This is a genomic window from Streptomyces sp. NPDC056373, from assembly GCF_042262425.1.
Classification (GTDB): Bacteria; Actinomycetota; Actinomycetes; order Streptomycetales; family Streptomycetaceae; genus Streptomyces.
On the sequence record NZ_JBHJPX010000012.1, the window covers coordinates 118,373 to 141,549 of the forward strand.

Below are 23,177 nucleotides of genomic sequence, written 5' to 3' on the forward strand. Positions count from 1 at the left end.
CACGAACACCGGCACGGACAAGGAACAGGAATCACAGCGTCCGCAGCAGCACCGCGGGCTGCTCCACGCAGTCCGCGACGTACCGCAGGAAGCCGCCCGCCACGCCCCCGTCGCAGACCCGGTGGTCGAAGGTGAGCGAGAGCTGGACGACCTGCCGCACCGCCAGCTCGCCCTCGTGCACCCACGGCTTGGGGACGATGCGGCCGACGCCGAGCATGGCGGCCTCGGGGTGATTGATGATCGGGGTGGAGCCGTCGACGCCGAAGACCCCGTAGTTGTTCAGCGTGAAGGTCCCGCCGGTGAGTTCGCCCGGTGTCAGCGTCCCCGTCCGGCCCGCCTCGGTCAGCCGGGCGAACTCGGCGGTCAGCGACTCCGCGTCGCGCGCCTGCGCGTCCCGTACGACCGGGACGACCAGGCCCCGGTCGGTCTGCGCCGCGAACCCCAGGTGCACGTGGTCGAACCGGACGACCTCCCTGGCCTCCGCGTCGACCGTGGAGTTGAGCTCGGGGAAGCGGGCGAGGGCCGCGGTGCAGATCCGGGCCAGCAGGGCCAGGAGGGAGATCTTCGGTCCGCCGGCCGCGTTCATGGCCGCGCGCGCCCGCATGAGCTCCGTGGCGTCCGCGTCCACCCAGCAGGTGGCGTCCGGGATCTCCCGGCGACTGCGCGCCAGCTTGTCGGCGACGGCGCCCCGGATGCCCTTGAGCGGCGTGCGCGTCTCGCCGGTGAGCGGGGCGCGGGTCCCGCCGGGGGCCGCCGCCGCGGAGGAGCGGGAGGCGAGGGCCGGGCTCGGGGCGTGCCGCACGTCGACCGGCTGCGGTGCGGCCGGAGCGCCCTGGGTGCCCGAGGCGCGCAGCGCGTGCTCCACGTCCGCCCGCAGGATCAGCCCGTCGGGGCCGGACCCGGTCAGGTCCCGCAGGTCCAGGCCGTTCTGTCGCGCCAGCCGGCGCACCAGGGGTGAGATCACGGGGACGGGACCGCCCGCCGTGCGGGAGCCGTCGGCGGTGGTGCCGTCGGCCCGGCCGTGCACGGTCGACACGGAGCCGCCGGTCTGCGCCCGCGTCTGCCCCGGGGAGACCGGCCCCCGGGCCGCGGCGGCATCCGCCCGCCCGGCCGGCGACCCGGCGGATCCGGCCCGGCCGGCTGTCGCGGGCGCGCCGGACAGCGGCCGCTCCTGCCGTACCCGGCGGCGCCGCGCGGGCGCCTCGGAGGTGCCGTAGCCGACCAGGACGTTGCCCGACCCCCCGGAGCCGGTGTCCTCGGCGCCGGAAGTGGGTTGCTCCCCCACGGCAACCGTGATCAGCGGTGCCCCGACGGGCAGTTCCGTGCCCTCCTCGCCGAAGCGGGCCGTGACGACACCGCCGTAGGGGCAGGGCACCTCCACCATCGCCTTGGCCGTCTCGACCTCGACGACCGGCTGGTCGATCGCGACCACGTCGCCGACCTCGACCAGCCAGCGCACGATCTCCGCCTCGGTCAGTCCCTCACCGAGGTCGGGCAGCTTGAACTCCAGCACCTGTGCCATCAGCTCTCGGCCTCCCACTGCAGACGCCCCACGGCGTCCAGGATCCGGTCCACACCGGGCAGGTGGTGGCGCTCCAGCATCGGCGGCGGATACGGGAGGTCGAACCCGGCCACCCGCAGCACCGGCGCCTCCAGGTGGTGGAAGCAGCGCTCGGTGACCCGGGCCGCGATCTCCCCGCCCGGGCCGCCGAAGGAGCCCGACTCGTGGACGACGACCGCGCGTCCCGTGCGCCGCACCGAGGCGCTCACCGTCTCGTCGTCGAACGGCACCAGGGAGCGCAGGTCGACGACTTCGAGGTCCCAGCCCTCGGCCCGGGCGGCCTCGGCCGCCTCCATGCAGACGGGTACGGACGGCCCGTAGGTGATGAGGGTGGCGCTGCGGCCCGGGCGGCGCACCACGGCGCGGCCGATCGGCTCGACGGGCGCCGGTTCCTCGGGGTTCCAGGAGTCCTTCGACCAGTAGAGCCGCTTCGGCTCCAGGAAGACGACCGGGTCGTCGGAGGCGATGGACGCGCGCAGCAGCCCGTAGGCGTCGGCGACGGTGGCGGGCGTGACGACATGGAGCCCCGGAGTCGCCATGTAGTACGCCTCGGAGGAGTCGCTGTGGTGCTCGACGCCACCGATGCCGCCGCCGTAGGGGACGCGGATGGTGATCGGCAGGGGCATCCGGCCGCGGGTGCGGTTGCGCATCCGGGCCACGTGGGAGATGAGCTGCTCGAACGCCGGGTAGGCGAACGCGTCGAACTGCATCTCGACGACCGGCCGGAGCCCGTACATGGCCATGCCGACCGCGGTGCCGAGGATTCCGGCCTCGGCGAGCGGGGTGTCCGTGCAGCGGTCCTCGCCGAACTCCTTGGCGAGGCCGTCGGTGACGCGGAAGACGCCGCCGAGGGTGCCGACGTCCTCGCCCATGACGTGCACGGCGGGGTCGGCGGCCATGGCGTCGCGCAGCGCGCGCGTGAGGGCCTGCGCCATGGTGGCCGGCTTGACGGCGACGGTGGTCATCGGTGCATGCCCCCCTCCGGAGCGGTGTCGGCCTCGGCCTCCAGCTCGGCCCGCAGCTGCTCGCGCTGGTCCAGCAGCTGGGGCGTGGGCTCGGCGTAGACGTGGCTGAACAGGTCCATCGGGTCGAGCTCCGGGTCCTGGTTCATGTGCTCGCGCAGGGCCGCGGCCATGGTCTCGGCGTCCTGGCGGGCGGCTTCGATGCCGGCCTCGTCGAGCAGGCCGCGCTCGGTCAGCTCGCGCTCCAGCAGCCGGACCGGGTCGTGCTCGCGCCAGGTCTCGACCTCGGCGTCACCGCGGTAGCGGGTCGCGTCGTCGGCGTTGGTGTGGGCGTCGACGCGGTAGGTGATCGCCTCGACGAGGGTGGGGCCGCCGCCCGCGCGGGCGTGACGTACGGCGTCGGAGAGCACCTCGTGCACGGCCGCGGCGTCGTTGCCGTCGACCAGGCGGCCGGGCATGCCGTAGCCGACGGCCTTGTGGGCCAGCGACGGGGCCGCGGTCTGCTTGGCGAGCGGGACGGAGATCGCGAAGCCGTTGTTCTGCACGAGGAAGACGACCGGGGCCTGCCAGACGGCGGCGAAGTTCAGCGCCTCGTGGAAGTCGCCCTCGCTGGTGCCGCCGTCGCCGACCATGGCCAGCGCGACCACGTCGTCGCCCTTGAGGCGGGCGGCGTGTGCGAGACCGACGGCGTGCGGCAGCTGGGTGGCGAGCGGGGTGCACAGGGGGGCGACCCGGTGCTCGTAGGGGTCGTAGCCGGTGTGCCAGTCGCCGCGCAGCAGGGTGAGCGCCTCGACGGGGTCCACGCCCCGGGCCACCACGGCGAGCGTGTCGCGGTAGCTCGGGAAGAGCCAGTCGCGCTCCTGAAGGACCATGGCGGCGGCGACCTCACAGGCCTCCTGGCCGGTGGTGGAGGGGTAGACCGCGAGACGGCCCTGCTTGGTGAGGGCGGTGGCCTGCGCGTTGTAGCGGCGGCCCTTCACCAGCTGCGCGTACAGCGCCCTCAGCAGCTCGGGGTCGGCCTTGGCGGCCGCCTCGGTGCCGAGGACGCGGTACGGCTCCGCGTCGGGCAGCAGCGGCGCGGGGTCCATGCGCGGCTGCCAGGCGGGCGGCGGGGTCGGCCGGTAAGCGCCCCGCTGCTCCATGACCGTCATGACGGCACCTCCTCGTGGGAGCGGCTCGAAGAGACGCGTCGGCTGTGACCCGCCTCACCTACCGATTGTTCGGTCGACGGCGCAATTTGGCTATGGGTGGCCTCAGGCTGTGGACAAACGGTTCTCCACAGCCTGTGATGGACGCAGTACGTCCATGGCGGGGAGGTCGGCGCAGGTGACATCTGAACAAATGGCCGAAGGGCAGGACGACAGCGGCGTGCTGCCGCCGCCACGGCCCCTGGACGCCATAGATCAGGACATCCTGCGCATGCTCCAGGCGGACGGCCGGGCCTCGATCCGGTCGGTCGCCGAGCGGGTCCACGTCTCCCGGGCGAACGCCTACGCCCGCATCAACCGGCTCGTCGAGGACGGTGTCATCCGGGGCTTCGGCGCCCGGGTCGATCACCAGCGGGCAGGTCAGGGCACCTCCGCGTACATCACGCTGAAGATCGTCCAGAACTCCTGGCGCACGGTCCGCGAGGAGCTCAGACAGCTGCCCGGCGCCTCCCACATCGCCCTGGTGGGCGGCGACTTCGACGTGCTGCTGCTGGTCCACGTCTCCGACAACCGGTCCCTGCGCGAGCTGGTGCTGACCCGGCTCCAGGCGATCCCACAGGTGCTCAGCACACGCACCCTGCTGGTGTTCGAGGAGGAGGACCTGGAACCGCAGGGCTGAGCCCCGCTCCCGGCCCCCGTCGGCCCTGCGAGGACGGACCTGCAACCGCAGGTCCGAGCCCCGCTCCGCGCCTCGGGCGGCCCTGCGAGGCGGAGGACCTGGAACCGCAGGGCCGACAGGCCCGGGTTCACCCGGCCTTGCGCAGGCCTCCGAAGGCCACCTGCACCACCGCGTCGGCCACCTCGCGCTCGCTCATGCCGCGCCCGTCCGGCCGGTACCACTCGACGATCGAGTTGATCATGCCGAAGACCAGCCTGGTCACCAGCCGGACCTCTATGTCGGCGCGCACGTCCCCGTCCGCGGCGGCCGCCTTGAGCAGGTCGGCGACCCGGTGGTCGAAGTCGCGGCGGCGCTCCAGGGCCCACCGCTCGGTGTCGGTGTTGCCGCGCACCCGCAGCAGCAGGGTCACGTAGGGCAGCTCGGTGATCAGCACCTCGACCATGCGCCGGACGACGTGCTCCAGACGGTCCGAGGCACGCCCCACGCGCGCGTGCTCCTCGTCGAGGATCCCGAAGAGCCCGTCCAGGGCCCGGTCCACGGCCCGGCGCAGCAGTTCCTCCTTGCCGGTCACGTGGTGGTAGATCGACGACTTGGAGATGCCGGCCGCCTTGGAGAGGTGCTCCATGGAGGTGCCGTCGTAGCCACGCTCGTTGAACACCTGGACGGCGACGGACAGCAGCGTGTCCGGGGTGTAGGTGTCGCGTTTGGCGGTGGTCATGAGGCGGTGCCCTCCCGCTTGTCGGAGGCGTGGGCGTGGCGGTACAGCGCCAGGGAGGGCGCGTAGCGGCCCGAGGGGTCGCGCAGGTGGAGGTCGTCCAGGAGCGCGTAGGCCCAGGAGCGGCCGAGCCGGCGGCTCCACTCGAAGGGACCCAGGGGGTAGTTCACGCCTAGGCGCATCGCGGTGTCGATGTCCTCCTCGGTGGCGACGCCCTTGGCGACGGCGTCGTGCGCCAGGTCGATGATGCGCGCCACCGTGCGGGCGACGATCATGCCCGGCACGTCGCCGATGACCGTGACCCGCTTGCCGACCGCCTGGAACAGGCCGACGGCCTCGGCGAGCGTCTGCGGGGAGGTGTCCTGGGAGGCCGACAGGGCGATCCGGCCGGCCTTGCGGTAGTCGAGCGCGAGGTCGAAGTAGACGACGTCGCGGAACTCCACGGAGGTCTGCCCGTCGGCCAGGGCGAGCTGCCCGCCGCTCGGCAGCACCAGGCGGCTGCCGCTGTCCTCGTCCTCGTCGCGGACCGGGATGCCCGCCTCACGGATCATCGGGAGCAGCTCGGCGGCCGGGCCCAGATCGCCCTCGGCGACGACGTACGCGGGCGGCTGCCGCTTGTCGGCGGTGTCCGGTTCGGGGCGCTCGGCGTCCTCCCCGTGGTCGTACCAGCCGTGGCCGGTCTTGCGGCCGAGCCGGCCGGACTCGACCAGGCGCCGCTGGGCGAGGGACGGCGTGAAGCGCACGTCCTGGAAGAAGGACTCCCAGACCGACCGCGTGACCGACTCGTTGACGTCCTGGCCGATCAGGTCGGTCAGCTCGAACGCGCCCATCCGGAAGCCGCCCGACTCGCGCAGCACGGCGTCGATGGTGACCGGGTCGGCGCCCTGCGCCTCGTACACCGCGAAGGCCTCGGCGTAGAAGGGCCGGGCGATGCGGTTGACGATGAAACCGGGGGTGTCCGCGCAGGCCACGGGCGTCTTGCCCCAGGCCCGGGCGGTCTCGTACGCGCGCGTGGCGTAGGTGACGTCGGTGGCGAAGCCGGAGACCACCTCGACCAGCGGCAGCAGCGGGGCGGGGTTGAAGAAGTGCAGTCCGACGAAGCGGCCCGGGACGCGCAGGGCGCCTCCGATGGCGGTGACGGACAGCGACGAGGTGTTGGTGGCGAGCAGGCAGTCGTCGGAGACGATGCCCTCCAGCGCGCGGAACAGGTCCTGTTTGACGTCCAGCCGTTCCAGGACGGCCTCGACGACCAGGGCGCAGTCGGCGAGCTCGGGGAGGTCCTCGGCGGGCAGCAGCCGGGCGCGGGCGGCGTCCCGGTCGGCGCCGGTGAGCCGCTCCTTCTCGACGAGCCGGTCCAGGCGGGCGCCGATCGCGTCGGCCGCCTCCCGGGCCCGCCCCGGGAGCGTGTCGTACAGCCGTACGGGATGGCCCGCGACCAGCGCGACCTGGGCGATTCCCTGGCCCATGGTGCCGGTGCCGACGACGGCCACGGGGCTGCTGAGGTCGAGTGCTGTCATGTGCGCGATCCTCCCGCACGGGGTTTTCCACAGATGCGGCGGACCCCCTTGAACCGACCGATCGTTCGGTTACTCTAGCTCTGTCCGAGTGTTCCTGCCCAGGTTTCTGCCCAGGTCATGAACTCGACGAGGAGTTCTTGAGACGAGGAGTTGGTCACCCATGACCGCCGCACTCTCGGCGCACGAGCTGATCGCCCGGCACCGGTCCACCCTCGACCAGGCGCTGGAAGCGATCCGTACCCGCGCCTACTGGTCCCCGCACCCCGAGCACCCCAAGGCCTACGGGGAGAACGGCAGCCTGGACATGGCGGCGGGCAAGGCCGCCTTCGACGCCCTGCTCGGCTCCCGCCTCGACCTCGGCCAGCCGGGCACGGACGACTGGGTGGGCGGCGAGACCTCCCCGTACGGCGTCGACCTGGGCGTGACGTACCCGCACGCGGACCTCGACGTGCTGCTGCCCGCCATGAAGGCCGGACAGCGCGCCTGGCGGGACGCGGGCGCCGAGCAGCGCGCGGTGGTCTGCCTGGAGATCCTCAAGCGCATCAGCGACCGGACGCACGAGTTCGCGCACGCGGTCATGCACACCTCCGGCCAGGCGTTCATGATGGCGTTCCAGGCGGGCGGCCCGCACGCGCAGGACCGCGGCCTGGAGGCGGTGGCCTACGCGTACGTGGAGCAGGTGCGCACGCCGGACAACGCCGAGTGGACCAAGCCGCAGGGCAAGCGCGACCCGCTGGCGATGAACAAGCAGTTCACGCCGGTCCCGCGGGGCATCGCCCTGTTGATCGGCTGCAACACCTTCCCGACGTGGAACGGCTACCCGGGCCTGTTCGCCTCCCTCGCCACCGGCAACGCGGTCCTGGTCAAGCCCCACCCGCGCGCGGTGCTGCCGCTCGCCCTCACCGTGCAGGTCGCCCGCGAGGTGCTCGCGGAGACCGGCTTCGACCCGAACCTGGTCGCGCTGGCCGCCGAGCGCCCCCAAGCTCTCGGCTCCGCTCGAGCAGGGGGGACCCCCATCGGCGAGGGCATCGCCAAGACCCTCGCGCTGCGCCCCGAGATCCGCATCATCGACTACACGGGCTCGACCGAGTTCGGCGACTGGCTGGAGGCCAACGCCCGCCAGGCGCAGGTCTACACGGAGAAGGCCGGCGTCAACACGGTCGTCGTCCACTCCACGTCCGACTACAAGGGCATGCTCTCCAACCTGGCCTTCTCGCTGTCCCTGTACAGCGGCCAGATGTGCACGACCCCGCAGAACCTGCTGGTCCCCCGCGAGGGCATCTCCACCGACCAGGGCCCCAAGTCCTACGACGAGGTCGTCGCGGACCTCGCCCGGTCCGTCGACGGGCTGCTCGGCGACGACGCCCGGGCGAACGCGCTGCTCGGCGCGATCGTCAACCCGGACGTGAAGGCCCGCTTGGAGGCTGCTTCGGGGCTGGGCGAGGTCGCCCTGGCCTCCCGCGAGATCACCAACCCGGACTTCCCGGGGGCCGTCGTCCGTACGCCGGTGATCGTGAAGCTGGACGGGGCCAAGCCGGACGACGAGGCCGCTTACATGAGCGAGTGCTTCGGGCCGGTGTCCTTCGCCGTCGCCGTCGACTCCGCTGCCGACGCGGTGGAGTTGCTGCGGCGGACCGTGCGGGAGAAGGGCGCGATGACCGTCGGGGCGTACACGACCGACCCGGACGTCGAGCAGGACGTACGGGAGGCGTGCCTGGAGGAGGCGGCGCAGCTGTCGCTGAACCTCACGGGTGGGGTGTATGTGAACCAGACGGCCGCGTTCTCCGACTTCCACGGGTCGGGTGGCAATCCGGCGGCCAGTGCGGCGCTGTGTGACGGGGCGTTCGTGGCCAATCGGTTCCGGGTGGTCGAGGTGCGGCGGGACGCGTAGCTGAGCTCGGGGGCGCTAGGAGGCCGGGGGTTCTCGTTGGCGCGCGGGGGCCGGACAGTTGTGGTTGTTCGCGCCCGCGCGGCGGAGCCGCTCATCGATACAGCCCCGCGCCCCTATCGGGGCACTCCAGAACCCGCGCTCCAGTGGTACAGCGTCATCGCCACACTCGTCGCCAGGTTGTAGCTGCTGACCTGGGGGCGCATCGGCAGGGACAGCAAGTGGTCGGCGCGAGCGCGTAGTTCGGGTGACAAGCCCGTGCGCTCCGAGCCGAACGCGAGGACGGCGTCGTCCGGGAGCTCGATGCCCCGGATGTCGTCGCCCTCGGGGTCCAGGGCGAACAGCGGGCCCGGCGGCAGCTCCTCGACGGCCAGCCGCTCCACCGTCGTCGCGAAGTGCAGGCCCGCCCCGCCCCGCACGACCGTCGGGTGCCAGGGGTCGAGCGTCCCGGTCGTCACCACGCCCGTGGCGCCGAAGCCGGCGGCCAGGCGGATCACCGCACCGGCGTTGCCCAGGTTGCGCGGATGGTCGAGGACCACGACCGGGGTCCCGCGCGGCGCGGCCGCCAGCTTCGCGAGGCCGGACGAACGGGACGGCCGTACGGCCAGCGCGGCCACGGCCGTGGGGTGCGGGCGGGGCACGAGCGACGCGTACGTCTCGTGCGGCACCTCGCTCAGCAGCCCGGCCAGCACGTCCCGCACGTCAGGGGCCAGCTCGTCGGCGAGCGCGAGCGCGGCCACCCGGTCGGCCGTCACCGCGACCGGCACCCGCGCGCCGAAACGCAGCGCGTGCTTGAGGGCGTGGAAGCCGTCGAGCAGGACGGTGTCACCGGCGAGCCGGTGCCAGGTGGTCACGGGGTCGGTCATGGCCCGAAGCCTACGGGCGTGGTCTCGGGGCTCTCGGGCGCACGCTGTCCGGGGACCGGCGCCCGGCCGCCCCGGCGCGGCAGCCGCTCACGCGCGCGTGCCGCCCTGTCGCCCAGGCGGCGCAGGAAGCCCGTCGGCAGGAACACCGCGTCCGCCGCGATCATCGCGAGCGAGAAGAACGGCAGACCGAGGACCACGGCGATCACGGCGTGCTCGGTCATCATCACCGCCAGCAGGACGTTCTTCACCCTCCGGTTGAACAGGGTGAACGGGAAGGCGACCTGCACCAGGACCGTCCCGTAGGTCACCAGCATCACCATGGTGCCGCTGGCCGACAGCAGATCGGCGAGAGCGGGCCAGGGCGAGAAGTACTCCAGGTGGAGCGGGTAGTAGACCGCGGTGCCGTCCTGCCAGCGGGAGCCCTGGATCTTGTACCAGCCGGCCGTCGCGTAGATCAGGCACGCCTCCGCCATGATCACGAGCAGCGCGCCGTTGTGCACGATGTTGGCGACGACGTCCAGCATGATCCGCGGCTCACCGGTCCGGGCCCGGCGCCCGGCCAGCCACCACAGCCCCTGCACCACCCACACCGTCCACAGCAGCGCCGGTATCAGCCAGTCGCCCTGCATCCGGCCGGCCAGGGTCACCGCGACCGGCACGAGCCCGAGCACACCCCACAGCACCGGTCCGGTCCGGTCCGTGACCCGCTCTCCCCGCGCGCGGGCCGCCCGCTCCCGCGCGGCCCGCCGGGCGTCCAGCGACCACACCTGGGCGCACCGCGTGAACACCAGGTAGATCGACATCAGGTGCAGTACGTTGTCGCCGCCGTCGCCCATGAAGACGCTGCGGTTCTGCAGCGACAGCACACCCACCATGAACACCACCGACATGGTGCGGGTGCGCCAGCCCAGCATCAGCAGGGCGCTGGAGAGCACAGCGAGCGCGTAGACGGTCTCGAACCAGATCCGGCCGTCCGACCACATCAGGGCGGTGAAGGAGCCGTTGGAACCGACCAGCTGCCGGGCGAGATCGAAGCTCCAGGGGCCGTCGGGACCGTACAGCTCGTGCCGGTGGGGGAGTTCGCGGAGCAGGAACAGCAGCCAGGTGGCGCTGAAGCCGATGCGGATGACGGCCGTCTGGTAGGGGCCCAGGGCGGCCTCGGTGACGCGGGCTATGGCGCCCGAGACGGCCAGCGAGAGGCGGTTCACCGCACCCCTCCCTCGGCCTCGGCCCGCGGCACCCTCCACCACGGCAGCTCCCGGTAGGACGGCGTCATGGAGACCTTCTCCCGGCTCCACCCGGGCGGCGGCACATTGCTGGTGCGGGAGCGCACCTGCACCCGTTCGACGACACCGGCGCCCCCGGTCGCGGCCCGCACCGCGTCGTCGTCGTGGAGGCGCAGCACCATGATCCGGCGCAGATACGACTCCGAGAGCGCTCCGCGCAGGCCCACCGGGCGGTTCTCGCCGTCGTGTGTCGCGACGTAGAAGTCCCAGGCCCGGCGCAGCTCGTTCTGCTGGGTGTGGCTGGGCAGCAGGTTGCCGTCGATGGCCCGGCCGTCCTCGGCGGACAGGTCGTACCAGCCGGTGGTCGACGTCATGCCGTCGGGCCCTCGGACCCCGGCGCGGACCTGGATCGAGATGTTCTGCTGGAGCGGGTTCGGTGCGAAGAGCTTCCAGTTCTGCTCGAACTCCGGATAGATCCAGTCGTCGACGGCCTCGCCGTGCGCCCTGGTGACCGTGTTCACGGGCGCGACGTGCAGGAACGTCATCCCGAGGTGTACACACACCCCGATGGCGACGACCGCCAGCGCCAGGGCTACACCGACCTGGTAGCTCGGGGAGAGTGCCGCGATGCCGGTACGGGGTTCACCGGGCGGGTCCACCGGTACGTCCTGCTCCGCCCGCGGGGCCGGAAGGCTCGGCGCGTCGGGGCCGTGCCGGGCGTTCGAGCCCTCGTCGTACGCGTCCATTCCGCCCCGTTCCACGATCCCGGTCCGTCGTTCCGTCCGCCCGGCCGGTCGCGAGGGCGTCGCACCGCCCGCACGGCACTGCGCACGGCATCGGCACGGGCACCGTACTCAGCGCACCCACCCGCGCACAGCCCCTGGCCGCCCCTCCCACCGTGGCCATCGCCACACCGGGAGGCCGCCCGTACGGCGAGTGACACCCTACGGCGCCCGCCCGTACACCCATTCCCTTCTTCTAGAACCTGTTCTATCTTGACGCCCCGTCAGCTCACCGGGATCGCCGGAAGGACAGGCACCGTGGACTTCACCTTCACCGAGGAGCAGCAGGCGGCGGCCGAGGCGGCGAAGGGCGTGTTCGCCGGGGTCGCCCCCGACGCCGTGCCCAGCCCGGCCCTGACCCCCGGCGCCGTCGCCGAGACCTACGACCGCGCCCTGTGGGCCCGGCTCGCCGACGCCGACCTGCTGAGCCTGCTGCTCGACGCGCGGTACGGCGGGGCGGGCCTGGACGCCATCGCGCTGTGCCTGGTCCTGCGGGAGTCGGCGCAGGTACTCGCCAGGGTGCCCCTGCTGGAGAGCAGCGCGGCGGCCGCGGCCGTCCAGGCCTACGGCGGTGCGGAGGCGAAGGCGGACCTGCTCGCCCGGGCCGGCCGCGGCGAGACCGTCCTGACCGTCGCCGCACACGGCCGCACCGGCCACGACCCGGCCGAGCAGTCGGTGACCGCCCGGCAGGACGGCGGGACCTGGGTGCTGGACGGCGTGCAGACGGCGGTGCCGTGGGCCTACGACGCGGACGTCACGCTCGTCCCCGCGCACACCGGGACCGGCCGGACCGTGCTGGCCCTGGTGCCGCGCGGGCACGAGGGGGCCCACCTCGCCGAGCAGTTCTCCACCAGCGGCGAGCGGCTGGGTGAGCTGCGGCTGACATCGGCACGGCTCGCCGCCCGGGACGTGATCGACACCGACGGGGCGTGGGAGTGGCTGCGGGACCTGCTGGCCACCGGGACGTGTGCGCTGGCGCTCGGGCTCGGGGAGCGCGTGCTGCGGATGACCGGGGAGTACACGAGCGAGCGGGAGCAGTTCGGGTTCCCGATCGCGACCTTCCAGGCCGTCGCCGTGCAGGCCGCCGACCGCTACATCGACCTGCGCGCCATGGAGGCCACCCTGTGGCAGGCCGCGTGGCGGATCGCCTCCGGGGCCCCGGGCCCGCTGCCCACCGCCGGTGACGTGGCCGTCGCCAAGATCTGGGCTGCGGAGGGCGTGCGCCGGGTCGTGCAGACCGCGCAGCATCTGCACGGCGGGTTCGGCGCCGACGTGGACTACCCGCTGCACCGCTACCACGCCTGGGCCAAGCACCTGGAACTCTCACTCGGCCCGGCCGCGGCACACGAGGAGGCCCTGGGCGACCTCCTGGCCGCCCACCCCCCGGCCTGACCCGTGGCACAGGGCCGCGGCAGTGTCCTTGGAGGACGAACCGCCTAGAGGACGAACCCCTGCTGCCCGTCGTCCGTCACGACGGGACGGCCCGCCGCCTCCCACACCTGCATGCCGCCGTCGACGTTCACCGCGTCGACGCCCTGCTGGGCCAGGTACATCGTGACCTGGGCGGACCGGCCGCCCGAACGGCAGATCACATGGACCCGGCCGTCCTGCGGGGCGGCCTCGGTCAGCTCGCCGTAGCGGGCGACGAACTCGCTGATCGGGATGTGCAGCGCCCCGGCGGCGTGGCCGGCCTTCCACTCGTCGTCCTCCCGGACGTCCAGCAGGAAGTCACCGTCCTTGAGGTCCGCGACCGCGACCGTGGGCACACCAGCTCCAAAACTCATGGGCCCGACGCTACCGGAACCGGCCGGAACGCCGGCCGGGGCACGGCTCAGCCCCTGCCCTGGTCGTCCCCGCCCTCGAGCAGCGCGGCCAGCTCCTTCTCCCGCTCGGCGACCTGGGTGAACAGGCCCTGCCCGATCTCGTCCAGGAGCCGGTCCGGGTCGTCCGGGGCCAGCTGGAGCATGTGGCCGATGGCACTGTCCTCCAGCTCCCTGGCCAGCAGCCCGAGCAGCTCCTTGCGCTGGGCGAGCCACTCGAGGCGGGCGTAGAGCTCCTCGGCGCGGCTGGGGACCCGCTTCAGCTCGGGTCCCTCGGCCCACTCCGCGGCGAGCTCGCGCAGCTCCGCCTCGTCGCCCCGGGCGTAGGCGGCGTTGACCCGCGTGATGAACTCCTCGCGCCGCGCGCGCTCCTTCTCCTCCTGCGCCAGGTCCGGGTGGGCCTTGCGGGCCAGGTCGCGGTAGAGCTTGCGGGCCTCCTCGCTGGGGCGGACCCGCTGCGGGGGCCGGACCGGCTGCTCCGTGAGCATCGCCGAGGCCTCGGGGAACAGACCACTGCCGTCCATCCAGCCGTGCAGCAGTTCCTCGACGCCGGGGATCGGGGCCAGCCGCGCTCTGGCCTCCTCAGCCCGCTGCCGGTCCGCGGGGTCGCCGCTGCGGGCGGCTCTGGCCTCCAGGATCCGGGCGTCCAGCTCCTCGAGCCGGGCGTACAGCGGGCCGAGCTTCTGTTCGTGCAGCCGGGAGAAGTTCTCGACCTCGACACGGAAGGTCTCCACCGCGATCTCGTACTCGATCAACGCCTGCTCGGCGGCCCGCACAGCCCGCTCCAGCCGCGCCTCGGGCCGTGCGGCGTCGCCACCATCCTGCTCAGCTTCCGGGGTCGTCACCCGACCAGCCTAGGGGACGCACGGACCAGGCCCGGCCTCGGAGGAGAACGGGCCCGGGGTGGCACACCGACCGCTGCCGGCGCCCCGGGCGGGGCTTGGGCGGCCCGCCCTCACCCGTCACACCCCCGTCTCCGCCGCGACCTTCCCCGCCCGCGCTCCCGCCAGCAGCTCCGCGTGATCCGCCTCGGTCCGGTCCGCGTACGCCACGGCGAAGGACGCCATCGCCTCGTCCAGCTCCTCGTTCTTCCCGCAGTACCCGGCGATGAGCCGCGGATCGGCGCTGTGCGCGTGCGCACGCGCCAGGAGGGCACCGGTCATGCGGCCGTAGTCGTCCAGCTGGTCGGTGGCCAGGGCGGCCGGATCGACGCTGCCCTTGCGGTTGCGGAACTGGCGGACCTGGAAGGGCAACCCGTCCACCGTCGTCCAGCCCAGCAGGTTGTCGCTCACGACCTGCATCCGCTTCTGGCCCAGCACGACCCGCCGGCCCTCGTGGCCGGCCGCCGGCGTCTCGAAACCGGCCGTCGCCAGATGCGGGACCAGCGCCGACGCCCGCGCCTCCTTGACCTGGAGCACCAGCGGCTCGCCGCGATGGTCCAGGAGCAGCACGACGTAGGAGCGGGTGCCGACGCTGCCCGTGCCGACGACGCGGAAGGCGACGTCGTGCACCGCGTGCCGGGCGAGGAGCGGCAGGCGGTCCTCCTGGAGGGTGCCCATGTACTCCTCCAGCGACGCGGCCACGGCCGCGGCCTGGGCGTCGGGGACCCGCCGCAGCACCGGTGGCGCGTCCACGAACCGGCGTCCGCCGCCCTTCGTGGCCTCGGTCGACTTGGCCGCGAAGCGGCCGCTGGTGTTGTGGCGGGCCTTCTCGGAGACCCGCTCCAGCGTGCCGAGCAGATCATGGGCGTCGGTGTGGGAGACGAGCTCCTCGTCCGCGATGGCGTTCCACGCGTCCAGCACCGGGAGCCTGGCCAGCAGCCGCATGGTCCTGCGGTAGGCGCCGGCCGCGTCGTAGGCCGCCTTGCGGCACTGGTCCTCGTCCGCTCCGGCCACCCGGCCCGCGAGCACCAGGGAGGCCGCGAGTCGTTTGAGGTCCCACTCCCAGGGGCCGGGCACCGTCTCGTCGAAGTCGTTCAGGTCGATGACCAGGCCGCCGCGCGCGTCGCCGTACAGGCCGAAATTGGCCGCGTGGGCGTCGCCGCAGAGCTGCGCCCGGATCCTGGTCATGGGCGTGCGCGCGAGGTCGTAGGCCATGAGTCCCGCCGCGCCGCGCAGGAACGCGAACGGGGTGGCGGCCATGCGGCCGACGCGGATCGGGGTCAGCTCGGGCAGCCGCCCGCGGCCCGACTCCTCCACGGCGCTCACCGCGTCGGGCCGGGACGCGTCCAGGTCGAGCGAGGCGTGCGAGCTGCGCGGTATCCGCTTGCGGAGGGCCTTGCCCTCGTCCTTGGGCGACCCGGCGGACGGCCACTCGGCGAAGCCACGCACCCGCGGCAGCCTGGGCGGCGCCCCGGCTGCCGCCGCCGTCCCGCTCTCGTCCCGGTCTCCGGTGCTGGTCATCCCGACCGCCTCCCCCGCACGCGCACGAACATCAACTCGTGCCGACCGTACAACCGGTGGCCGAAACGCGTCAGACCCTGTGGACAACTCCAGCGCTGTGGACACCCATGGCGGGCCGTACGGCAGTGGCTACGCCCCCCGGGACACGTGGGCCTGAGCGGGTACGGAGGCCTGCGCCGACACGGCCGTCGGCTCCGTCAGGACCTGCGCCAGCACCCGCTCGGCCCTCTCCGCCGAGATGTCGAGCCGTGCCAGCACCGCCGGCACGGCGATGCTGGGCAGGAAGTGCTCGAACAGCACGACGACACGGCGCTCCAGATCCTGCCGCTGGCAGCGCAGCTGGGACAGCAGCTGCACCCCGGAGAAGCTGCCGACCAGCAGCTCGGCCGTCTCCGCCGCGTCGACGTGCTGGAGCAGCTCGCCCCGCGCCTTCGCCTCGGCCAGCATCTGCGTGTTCTGGTCGATCCACATCCGGAAGGCCGGGGTGCGGTCGAGGTCCATGGCCCCCTGGTCGAGGGCGAGCCCCACACTGGCCCGCACCATGGGTTCGGACCGCAGTCGGCGGGCCATCACCAGACCGGAGTCGACGAGTTCCTGGAGCTTGCTGGTCTGTGACGGGAGCGTGAGGGCGAGCTGCTCCTGGAACACGCCCGCCGCCAGCTCCTCCTTGGAGCCGAAGTGGAAGTACAGCGCGCCCTTGGTGACGCCTGCCCGGTCCAGGATCTCGCCGATGGTCGCCGAGGTGTAGCCGCGTTCGTCGAAGACGGCAGCTGCCGCCTCCAGGATGGTCCGCCGGGTGCGGATCGCGCGCTCCTGTCGCGCCATCGGATGCCTCCTGATCTCCGTCGATCCCTGTGAAGTCGCTGTGTGCGAGGGCGCGAGAGCCTGTTCCGGGTGCTTGGCTCACCCTTTGAAAAAAACCGGCTCGTCCGTATCTTAGTCAAGCGTCGATCGCGGTCAGGCAGTTGAACTGGGGGTTCTCATGCCGCAGACAGGGCCTTTAAGCGCACTCACGGAGGATCAGACCGGACGTGGGGGCCTTCCGGCAAACGGAAGTGCTACGACCGTCGAGAACTCGCCACAAACCTCCGCCCCCCGGGGGAGCTCCCCACCGCGCCCCGCCACAGCGGCCCCGGCCACCACCACCGCAACACCGGCTCCCACCGCCGAAGCGTCCGCACCACCGGCTCCCACCGCCGCGGCATCCGCACCACCGGCTCCCACCGCCGCGGCATCCGCACCACCGGCTCCCGCCATCGCGGCACCGGCCACGGACACGGCCGTCCAGGAACCGTCGGCACCGCTCACCGAGAACCCGACGGCACCGGTGCCCGACATACCCGCGCCCCCGGCCACCACCGCCGGACAACCCCCGGCACCGGCCGACGTCGCCCGAGAACCCGAAGCCGCCCAGGTACTCGCGCCGCCCTCCCCCGTCACCGGACGCTCCACCCCCCACTCCCACACCACCGTCGTCACCAAGGAACTCGCCCATCGCACCACCGAGACGGACGTCTTCCCCACCCGGTGGGCCCGAATCTCCGACAACCGCTTCCGCTTCACCGCGCACTGGCCGGCGGCCCACCCCTTCTTCGGCCCCGTGGACGACCTCCACCAGGACCCGATGGTCGTGGGCGAAACGTTGCGGCAGGCCTCGATGGTGCTGGCGCACGCCGAGTTCGGTGCCCCCGCCGACACGCACTTCGTCATGTGGGACATGACGGTCCGCGTCGACCCGGCCGCGCTGCTGCTGGCGGACGCCGCCGAACCGGTCGAGTTCGACGTCGTGTGCTCCGAGGTCCGCCGCCGCGGCCGCGGGCTGCACAGCATGCGGACCACGATGGAGTTCCGCCGCGCCGGACAGCTCGTCGCCCGAGGCACCGGAAGCACCGGCTGCACCTCCCCGCGCGCCTACCGCCGCCTGCGGGCGGACAGGCTGGACGCCATGGACCGGCCGGTTCCCCTCCTGCCGGGCATAGCGCCGCCCACCGCGGGCCGGGCCCGCGCCGAGGACGTCGTCCTCGCTCCCGGCGACCGCCCCGGCGTCTGGAATCTGCGCGTGGACACCGGCCACCCGGTCCTCTTCCCGCGGCCCAACGACCACGTCCCCGGCATGGTCCTGTTCGAGGCGGCCCGCCAGGCCGCGACCGCCGCGTCCGGCGTGCACCCCTTCCTGCCGAACAGGATGACGGCCGACTTCACCCGGTACGCCGAACTGCACAGCCCCTGCCGCATCGAGACCGAGGTGCTCGCCGGAAGCCCCGGGGAGGCGACGGTGCGGGTGTCGGGGCGACAGGACGGCGAGTCCGTCTTCACCGCCACCCTGACCTCCGCCACGCCCTCGCAGGTACGGTCCCTGCCGTGACGTCCAAGATCCTCGTCACAGGCGCGAGCGGCTTCGTCGGCAGCCGGGTCGCGGCCACGGCGCAGCGGCAACCGGGCGTCCACGTACGCCTGTTGTCCCGGCACGCGCCGCAGGGGCCCGAGTACGTGCACGGCGACCTGTGCGCCCCGCCCTCCCTGCGCGGGGTCTGCGCCGACACCGACGTCCTGGTGCACTGCGCCACGACGGTCGGCGGCGACGCCGGAACCGTCGAGGCGGTCAACGACCACGGCACCCGCGCCCTGGTCGAGGAGGCCGTGCGCGCCGGGGTGCGCCGGATCGTGTACGTCAGTACCGCCGCCGTGCACGGCCGGGGCCCCTTCCGCGGCGTACGCCCCGGGGACGTCCCGATCGCGCCCGCGTCACCCACCAGCCGCTCCCGGGCCGCCGCCGAACGGTACGTCCTCGACGCGGGCGGCCTGGTGCTGCGCCCGCACCTCGTGTACGGCGAGGGCGACCGCTGGGTGATCCCCGGCCTGGTGTGGCTGATGAACGAGCTGTCGGCCACCCTGACCGGCTGCGCGGCGCTCCAGTCGATGATCGACGTCGACACCCTGGGCCGTGCGGCGGTGGCCGCCGCGCTCTCATCGGCGCACGGCGGCGGTGTGCACCATGTGAACCACCCCGAGCCGGTGGCGGTCGCGGACCTGCTGGCCGCCGTTTCGCGGGAACTGGGGGAGCCCGGCGGCGGTGCGGCCGTGGACGTCGCCACCGCCCTCGACCGGGCCGCCGGGTCACCCCTCGCCCTTCACCACCTCGGCATGCTCACGGTCGACCACTGGTTCGTGGACGACACGTTCTTCAAGACATTCGACTGCTCGCCGGGCGAGGGGTTCGAGGCCGGGTTCACCCGCGCGGCCCCCTGGTACCGCGCGTTCCTCCAGGGCCGGAAGGTCTCCTGATCACTCCGGCCGCACCCCCGGCGCCTGGGGACGCGGGCCCGGGCCCGGGCCGTGCAACAGCACCGGCAGTTCCTCGTGCCCGGTGGAGATGATGGACCGCAGCCGCCTGGGCGGATGCGACGGATCGGCCAGTGCCAGCCGCGGGAAGCGCGCGAACAGCGACGTCAGGGCCACGGTCGCCTCGGCCATGGCCAGGGGCCGGCCCAGACAGTGGTGCACGCCGTGGCCGAAGGACACGTGGTCGCGGCTGGTGCCGCGGGTGAGGTCGAACCGGTCGGCATCGGGCCCGTGCCGCTCGGGGTCGCGCCCGGCACCGGCGAAGGAGACCACGAGCGGGTCGCCCTGGGGGATGGTCAGGCCCGGCTCGATCTCGATGTCCCGCACGGCGTAGCGCAGACCCGACATGGCACCCGGCGCCTCGAAGCGCAGTGATTCCTCCAGTGCGTCCTCCCAGGTGGACCGGCCGGAGCGGACGAGGCCGAGCTGGTCGGGGTGGGCGAGCAGGCTGTGCACCGTGTTGTCGATGAGGTTGACGGTCGTCTCGAAACCGGCGGTGAGCAGCAGGATCAGATTGTCCATCAACTCCTGTTCGCTGAAGCTTCCTTCGTCGCGTGCGGCGATGAGCGCCGTCGTCAGGTCGTCGGCCGGGTGCTCGCGTTTGTGCTGGAGGAACGCGGTCAGCGTGCCGTAGAGGTCGACGGCGTTGGCCTGGGCGTCCTCCAGGGAGATGGCGGTGTCGAAGAAGCGGTTGATGATGCGGTAGAGGTCCGCGCGGGGGCCGTCGTCGCCGCGCGGTACGCCGAAGAGCTCGCACACCACCTCGTGCGGGATCGGAGCCGCGAACGCGGCCCGGAGGTCGACGACTTCGCCCTCCGGGACGCGCTCCAGTGCGTCCAGTGCCCGGTCGACGATCTCCTGGACGCGCGGCATGAGCGCGTCTACGCGGCGCTTGGTGAACGCGGCTGCCATCGGCTTGCGCAGCCGGCTGTGGTCGGAGCCGTAGGCGGTGACCATGTTGCGCACCGAGACCCAGATGGCGAGCGGCCAGGTACGGGAGATGTCCCCGTTGATCCAGGCCGGCCAGTGCTGGAAGGCGTCCTTGCTCGTCTCGGGCCCGGCCAGGAGCCGCTTGTTCAGTTCCAGGCCGGTGATCCACCACGCCCGTACGCCGCCGGGGAGTTCGACCTCCACGGCCGGGCCACGGGCACGGATCCGGGCTGTCTCCCCGTACAGGTCCTGACCGGACGGGTCGATCGACAGGAAGGGGCAGGCCTGCTGTTCGGCCATGACTCAACGCTCCTCGGTCCAGGGGCTGGGGAACCATCCTGCGGTCAGCGGGCCGGAAAAACTTGGCATCCGGTTTGTTTTGGCCATGGATTCACCAGCGGTCGACCAGAGGCGGGTCGCCACCGCGGCGCGAACCCCACCCGCACGCGTATGTCCGAAGCCCCCGCCACCGCAGCGCGCCCCACGATCACCGCAGCGCGAGCCCCACCCGCAGCACGTCCGTCCGAAGCCCCGGAGCGGCCGGCGCCCCGCTCCCCGCAGGCCCGCCCCCCGCCGGACCGCTCCCCGCAGGCCCGCCCTCCACCGACCCGCTCCCCCCCGATTCACCCTGTGCCGATTCACCTCGTGCCGAACCACTCCCCGCCGGGTCCAGCACCCCCACCAGCCCCGGTGCCGCCACGCTCGGCAGCAGCAGCTGCCACAGGTCGGTCAACGAGGGGCGCGCGAGCCGGCCCTGGTCCTCCCGGGCCAGCACCTCGATGCCGGTCGTGGCGGCGAGGACCACGGTGCCGGTGCGCTGCGGCGTGACGCCGGCGGCGAGTTCGCCCAGGCGCTCCGCCTCGGCCAGCAGCCCGTGCACACACTCCCGCCATTCCCGGCGCAGGTCCCGCGCCCGCACGGCGCCCCCCTCGGCGTTCAGCCGCAGCCCGGCCCGCACCACCACGTCGCCGCACAGCAGCCGCGCGACGTGATGGGTGACGTCCACGAGGCGTTGCAGAGCGTGCCCGCCGCCGCCCCGGCCGCGCTCCGCGGCCCCGCGCAGAGCGTCGGCGGCCGCGTGCTCGACGGCCTCGCCGACGGCGGCCTTGTTGGCGAAGTGGAAGTGCAGCGCACCGGAGCTGACCCCGGCCCCCGCGCTGATCTGCGCCAGGCCGGCCCGGACGTACCCCCGGTCCTCGAACAGTTCGGCAGCGGACCGGATCAACGCGAGACGGGTCCGGACGGCCCGGTCCTGTTTGGTCACCCGTGGCTCCCCTGCAGGGCTCTGATGGCGACGCAATGAAACCAACTCGCTGGTTTTTGCACAACGTGCCGACACCACAGGGGCTTTGGAGCCGGCTCCCGGCTCCTAGGCCCGCAGATACGCCAGCACCGCCAGCACCCGCCGGTGGGTGGCGTCCGCCGGCGGCAGGTCCAGCTTGGTGAGGATGCCGGAGACGTGCTTGCCCACGGCCGCCTCCGAGACCACCAGTTCGCGGGCGATCGCACTGTTGGACCGGCCCTCCGCGATCAGCGCCAGCACCTCCCGCTCGCGCGGGGTGAGCCGCTCCAGCGGATCACGGCGGCGGCGCAGCAACTGCCGTACGACCTCGGGGTCGACGACCGTGCCGCCGTCCGCGACCTCGCCGAGCGCCTCGACGAACTCCTCGACCTGGCCGACCCGGTCCTTGAGCAGGTAGCCGACGCCCGTGCCGTCGCCGGAGTCCAGCAGCTCGGCGGCGTACCGGCGCTGCACGTACTGGCTGAGGACCAGCACGGGCAGTGTGGGCCGCTCCCCGCGCAGGCGCACGGCCGCGTGCAGGCCCTCGTCCTGGAAACCGGGCGGCATCCGCACGTCCGTCACGACCACGTCCGGGTCGTGCTCCCCGACGGCCGCGACCAGCGCCCCGGCGTCCCCCACGGCCGCGACCACCTGGTGCCCGCAGCGCTCCAGCAGTCCGACGAGCCCGTCCCGCAGCAGCACGCTGTCCTCCGCCAGGACGACACGCAGCGGCCGCTCAACTCGCAGGGTCACAAGGGATCTCCACACGCAGCAGGGTCGGTCCGCCGGGCGGACTGGACAGGGAGAGTCTGCCATCGAGCACCGACACCCGGTCGGCGAGACCGGTCAGGCCGCTGCCGTCCCCGGCCCGCGCCCCACCGCGCCCGTCGTCGCGTATCCGCAGCAGGAGCCGGCCGTCGCGGTGCCCGCCGCTCACCTCGGCCCGGCTCGCCCCGCTGTGCCTGCCGACGTTGGCGAGCGCCTCGCACACCACGAAGTAGGCGGCGGCCTCGACCGCCGGGGAGAGCCGCCCGGGCAGCTCCAGGTCGACGTCCACGGGCACGGCCGAACGGTCGGCCGCGTCGGCGACGGCCGCTTCGAGCCCGAAGTCGGCGAGGACCTTGGGGTGGATGCCGTGGATGAGTTCACGCAGCTCCGCGAGGGCCGTGCCCGCCTCCTGGTGCGCCTTGGCGAGCTGGTCGGCCAGCGGGCCGGGCGGGGCGTCGAGGCGTGCCAGCCCGAGCGTCATCGTCAGCGCGACGAGCCGCTGCTGCGCCCCGTCGTGCAGATCGCGCTCGATCCGCCGCCGCTCCGCCTCGAAGGCGTCCACCAACCGCACCCGGGAGCGGGCCAGTTCGACCACGCGGGCGTCAAGGTCGGCCTCCCGCGGCGCGAGCAGCAGCCGGGTCAGCCCGGCCCGGGCCCCGGCCACGACGCCCAGCAGCCAGGCGCCCACCGCGAGCAGGACCAGTCCGAGGAGTGCGCACCCCACAGCAGCGGGCCAGGTGGTGACCAGCCACACCTTCAGGACCTTCGCCTCGCCGAGGACTGCCAGGAGCAACGGGGTCGCCACCACGGAGAGCGGGCCCAGCAGGAACACGGCGAACGCCAGGGCGTCGACCGGCCACAACAGCCCCGCGAACAGCAGGGCGTGGCCCAGCTCCCGCCAGGTGGCACGCTCCCGCAACCGCGTCGACAGCCAGGCCCGCAACCCCGTCTCCCGGGGCGTCTCGTGCGGGTCGGGCGCCGGCTCCGCGTCGACCAGCCGCAGCCGGTACCGCTCGAGGGCCGCCACCGGAACGCCCGCCAGGACCGTCCCGAGCAGCAACGGCAGCCCGACCAGCGCGAGTACGAGCACCCCGCCGACCACCGCCGAGAGCACGAGCCCCACCAGTACGACCACCCCGACGAGCGCGCCGGTGAACAGATAGGCGGCCGACCGCCACGGCCACGCCGACAGCGGATAACCGGGGCGGGACATGGCCTGCCACACGTTCCGAGGCTGCATGGGGATCACCGTAGAAGCCGCTCCGCACCACGGCCATGGGCCCAGACGG

The 23,177-nt window shown here is 73.3% G+C and carries 21 protein-coding genes; 5 read left to right on the top strand and 16 right to left on the bottom strand.

The window, feature by feature from the left end:
• Positions 1 to 31: 31 nt before the first annotated feature.
• Genes ACFCXS_RS25715 through pdhA form a run of 3 tightly spaced genes read right to left on the bottom strand, consistent with a single transcriptional unit; the run spans position 32 to position 3,674 of the window.
• Entirely contained in the window at positions 32 to 1,522 is a 1,491-nt protein-coding gene (locus ACFCXS_RS25715) for a dihydrolipoamide acetyltransferase family protein (protein WP_376645690.1), read from the bottom strand.
• Complete coding sequence (locus tag ACFCXS_RS25720) at positions 1,522 to 2,526, bottom strand: alpha-ketoacid dehydrogenase subunit beta (RefSeq protein WP_376645691.1); 1,005 nt, start codon at positions 2,524 to 2,526, stop codon at positions 1,522 to 1,524. The genes ACFCXS_RS25715 and ACFCXS_RS25720 overlap by 1 nt, the downstream gene beginning before the upstream one ends.
• Positions 2,523 to 3,674 carry a pyruvate dehydrogenase (acetyl-transferring) E1 component subunit alpha gene (gene pdhA / locus ACFCXS_RS25725; protein ID WP_376645692.1) on the bottom strand — a complete coding sequence of 384 codons (1,152 nt, stop codon included), beginning with the start codon at positions 3,672 to 3,674 and terminating at the stop codon, positions 2,523 to 2,525. Before pdhA ends, ACFCXS_RS25720 begins: the two co-directional genes overlap by 4 nt.
• Positions 3,675 to 3,864: 190 nt before the next feature.
• Here pdhA and ACFCXS_RS25730 point away from each other — a divergent pair, with 190 nt between their 5' ends.
• Entirely contained in the window at positions 3,865 to 4,350 is a 486-nt protein-coding gene (locus ACFCXS_RS25730) for an Lrp/AsnC family transcriptional regulator (protein WP_234847412.1), read from the top strand.
• A gap of 127 nt (positions 4,351 to 4,477) precedes the next feature.
• Here ACFCXS_RS25730 and ACFCXS_RS25735 read toward each other — a convergent pair whose 3' ends face one another.
• Both ACFCXS_RS25735 and ACFCXS_RS25740 read right to left on the bottom strand, forming a co-directional pair.
• Positions 4,478 to 5,068 carry a TetR/AcrR family transcriptional regulator gene (locus ACFCXS_RS25735; protein ID WP_376645693.1) on the bottom strand — a complete coding sequence of 197 codons (591 nt, stop codon included), beginning with the start codon at positions 5,066 to 5,068 and terminating at the stop codon, positions 4,478 to 4,480.
• Complete coding sequence (locus ACFCXS_RS25740; protein WP_376645694.1) at positions 5,065 to 6,582, bottom strand: 3-hydroxyacyl-CoA dehydrogenase; 1,518 nt, start codon at positions 6,580 to 6,582, stop codon at positions 5,065 to 5,067. Before ACFCXS_RS25740 ends, ACFCXS_RS25735 begins: the two co-directional genes overlap by 4 nt.
• A gap of 160 nt (positions 6,583 to 6,742) precedes the next feature.
• On the opposite strand from ACFCXS_RS25740, the gene paaN reads away from it, so the two are divergent.
• Positions 6,743 to 8,473 (top strand): phenylacetic acid degradation protein PaaN, encoded by a 1,731-nt coding sequence (gene paaN, locus ACFCXS_RS25745; protein WP_376645695.1) that lies wholly within the window; start codon positions 6,743 to 6,745, stop codon positions 8,471 to 8,473.
• A gap of 113 nt (positions 8,474 to 8,586) precedes the next feature.
• Here paaN and ACFCXS_RS25750 read toward each other — a convergent pair whose 3' ends face one another.
• The 3 genes from ACFCXS_RS25750 to ACFCXS_RS25760 are packed head-to-tail and all read right to left on the bottom strand — an operon-like array spanning position 8,587 to position 11,308.
• Positions 8,587 to 9,336: a TrmH family RNA methyltransferase gene (locus ACFCXS_RS25750; RefSeq protein WP_376645696.1), complete on the bottom strand. Its 750-nt coding sequence runs from the start codon at positions 9,334 to 9,336 to the stop codon at positions 8,587 to 8,589.
• On the bottom strand, positions 9,333 to 10,544 hold the full coding sequence (locus ACFCXS_RS25755; RefSeq protein WP_376645697.1) for an HTTM domain-containing protein: 1,212 nt from the start codon (positions 10,542 to 10,544) through the stop codon (positions 9,333 to 9,335). The genes ACFCXS_RS25750 and ACFCXS_RS25755 overlap by 4 nt, the downstream gene beginning before the upstream one ends.
• The gene (locus ACFCXS_RS25760) at positions 10,541 to 11,308 is read right to left on the bottom strand and encodes a DUF5819 family protein (RefSeq protein WP_376645860.1); all 768 of its coding nucleotides are present in this window, start codon (positions 11,306 to 11,308) and stop codon (positions 10,541 to 10,543) included. The genes ACFCXS_RS25755 and ACFCXS_RS25760 overlap by 4 nt, the downstream gene beginning before the upstream one ends.
• Positions 11,309 to 11,602: 294 nt before the next feature.
• On the opposite strand from ACFCXS_RS25760, the gene ACFCXS_RS25765 reads away from it, so the two are divergent.
• A complete protein-coding gene (locus tag ACFCXS_RS25765) occupies positions 11,603 to 12,736 on the top strand; it encodes an acyl-CoA dehydrogenase family protein (protein ID WP_376645698.1) in 1,134 nt (377 codons plus the stop codon).
• A 44-nt stretch (positions 12,737 to 12,780) separates the two neighbouring features.
• On the opposite strand, the gene ACFCXS_RS25770 is transcribed toward ACFCXS_RS25765, so the two are convergent.
• From ACFCXS_RS25770 to ACFCXS_RS25785, 4 genes are all read right to left on the bottom strand, one after another.
• Positions 12,781 to 13,110: a rhodanese-like domain-containing protein gene (locus tag ACFCXS_RS25770; RefSeq protein WP_053670196.1), complete on the bottom strand. Its 330-nt coding sequence runs from the start codon at positions 13,108 to 13,110 to the stop codon at positions 12,781 to 12,783.
• Positions 13,111 to 13,175: 65 nt separating this feature from the next.
• Positions 13,176 to 14,009 (bottom strand): hypothetical protein, encoded by an 834-nt coding sequence (locus ACFCXS_RS25775; RefSeq protein ID WP_376645699.1) that lies wholly within the window; start codon positions 14,007 to 14,009, stop codon positions 13,176 to 13,178.
• 117 nt (positions 14,010 to 14,126) lie between these two features.
• Complete coding sequence (locus ACFCXS_RS25780) at positions 14,127 to 15,566, bottom strand: DUF2252 domain-containing protein (protein ID WP_376645700.1); 1,440 nt, start codon at positions 15,564 to 15,566, stop codon at positions 14,127 to 14,129.
• Positions 15,567 to 15,695: 129 nt separating this feature from the next.
• Entirely contained in the window at positions 15,696 to 16,391 is a 696-nt protein-coding gene (locus ACFCXS_RS25785; protein WP_376645701.1) for a ScbR family autoregulator-binding transcription factor, read from the bottom strand.
• Between the two features lie 502 nt (positions 16,392 to 16,893).
• Here ACFCXS_RS25785 and ACFCXS_RS25790 point away from each other — a divergent pair.
• Together ACFCXS_RS25790 and ACFCXS_RS25795 are read left to right on the top strand one after the other, a co-directional pair.
• Positions 16,894 to 17,931: a ScbA/BarX family gamma-butyrolactone biosynthesis protein gene (locus ACFCXS_RS25790; protein WP_376645702.1), complete on the top strand. Its 1,038-nt coding sequence runs from the start codon at positions 16,894 to 16,896 to the stop codon at positions 17,929 to 17,931.
• Positions 17,928 to 18,851, top strand: coding sequence for an NAD-dependent epimerase/dehydratase family protein (locus tag ACFCXS_RS25795; protein WP_376645703.1), 924 nt, complete (start codon positions 17,928 to 17,930; stop codon positions 18,849 to 18,851). Before ACFCXS_RS25790 ends, ACFCXS_RS25795 begins: the two co-directional genes overlap by 4 nt.
• Here ACFCXS_RS25795 and ACFCXS_RS25800 read toward each other — a convergent pair whose 3' ends face one another.
• From ACFCXS_RS25800 to ACFCXS_RS25815, 4 genes are all read right to left on the bottom strand, one after another.
• Complete coding sequence (locus ACFCXS_RS25800; RefSeq protein WP_376645704.1) at positions 18,852 to 20,138, bottom strand: cytochrome P450; 1,287 nt, start codon at positions 20,136 to 20,138, stop codon at positions 18,852 to 18,854.
• Between the two features lie 187 nt (positions 20,139 to 20,325).
• The gene (locus ACFCXS_RS25805; RefSeq protein WP_376645705.1) at positions 20,326 to 21,102 is read right to left on the bottom strand and encodes a ScbR family autoregulator-binding transcription factor; all 777 of its coding nucleotides are present in this window, start codon (positions 21,100 to 21,102) and stop codon (positions 20,326 to 20,328) included.
• Positions 21,103 to 21,207: 105 nt separating this feature from the next.
• Positions 21,208 to 21,867: a response regulator gene (locus tag ACFCXS_RS25810; protein WP_376645861.1), complete on the bottom strand. Its 660-nt coding sequence runs from the start codon at positions 21,865 to 21,867 to the stop codon at positions 21,208 to 21,210.
• Positions 21,857 to 23,128, bottom strand: coding sequence for a sensor histidine kinase (locus ACFCXS_RS25815; protein WP_376645706.1), 1,272 nt, complete (start codon positions 23,126 to 23,128; stop codon positions 21,857 to 21,859). Before ACFCXS_RS25815 ends, ACFCXS_RS25810 begins: the two co-directional genes overlap by 11 nt.
• Positions 23,129 to 23,177 lie beyond the last annotated feature (49 nt).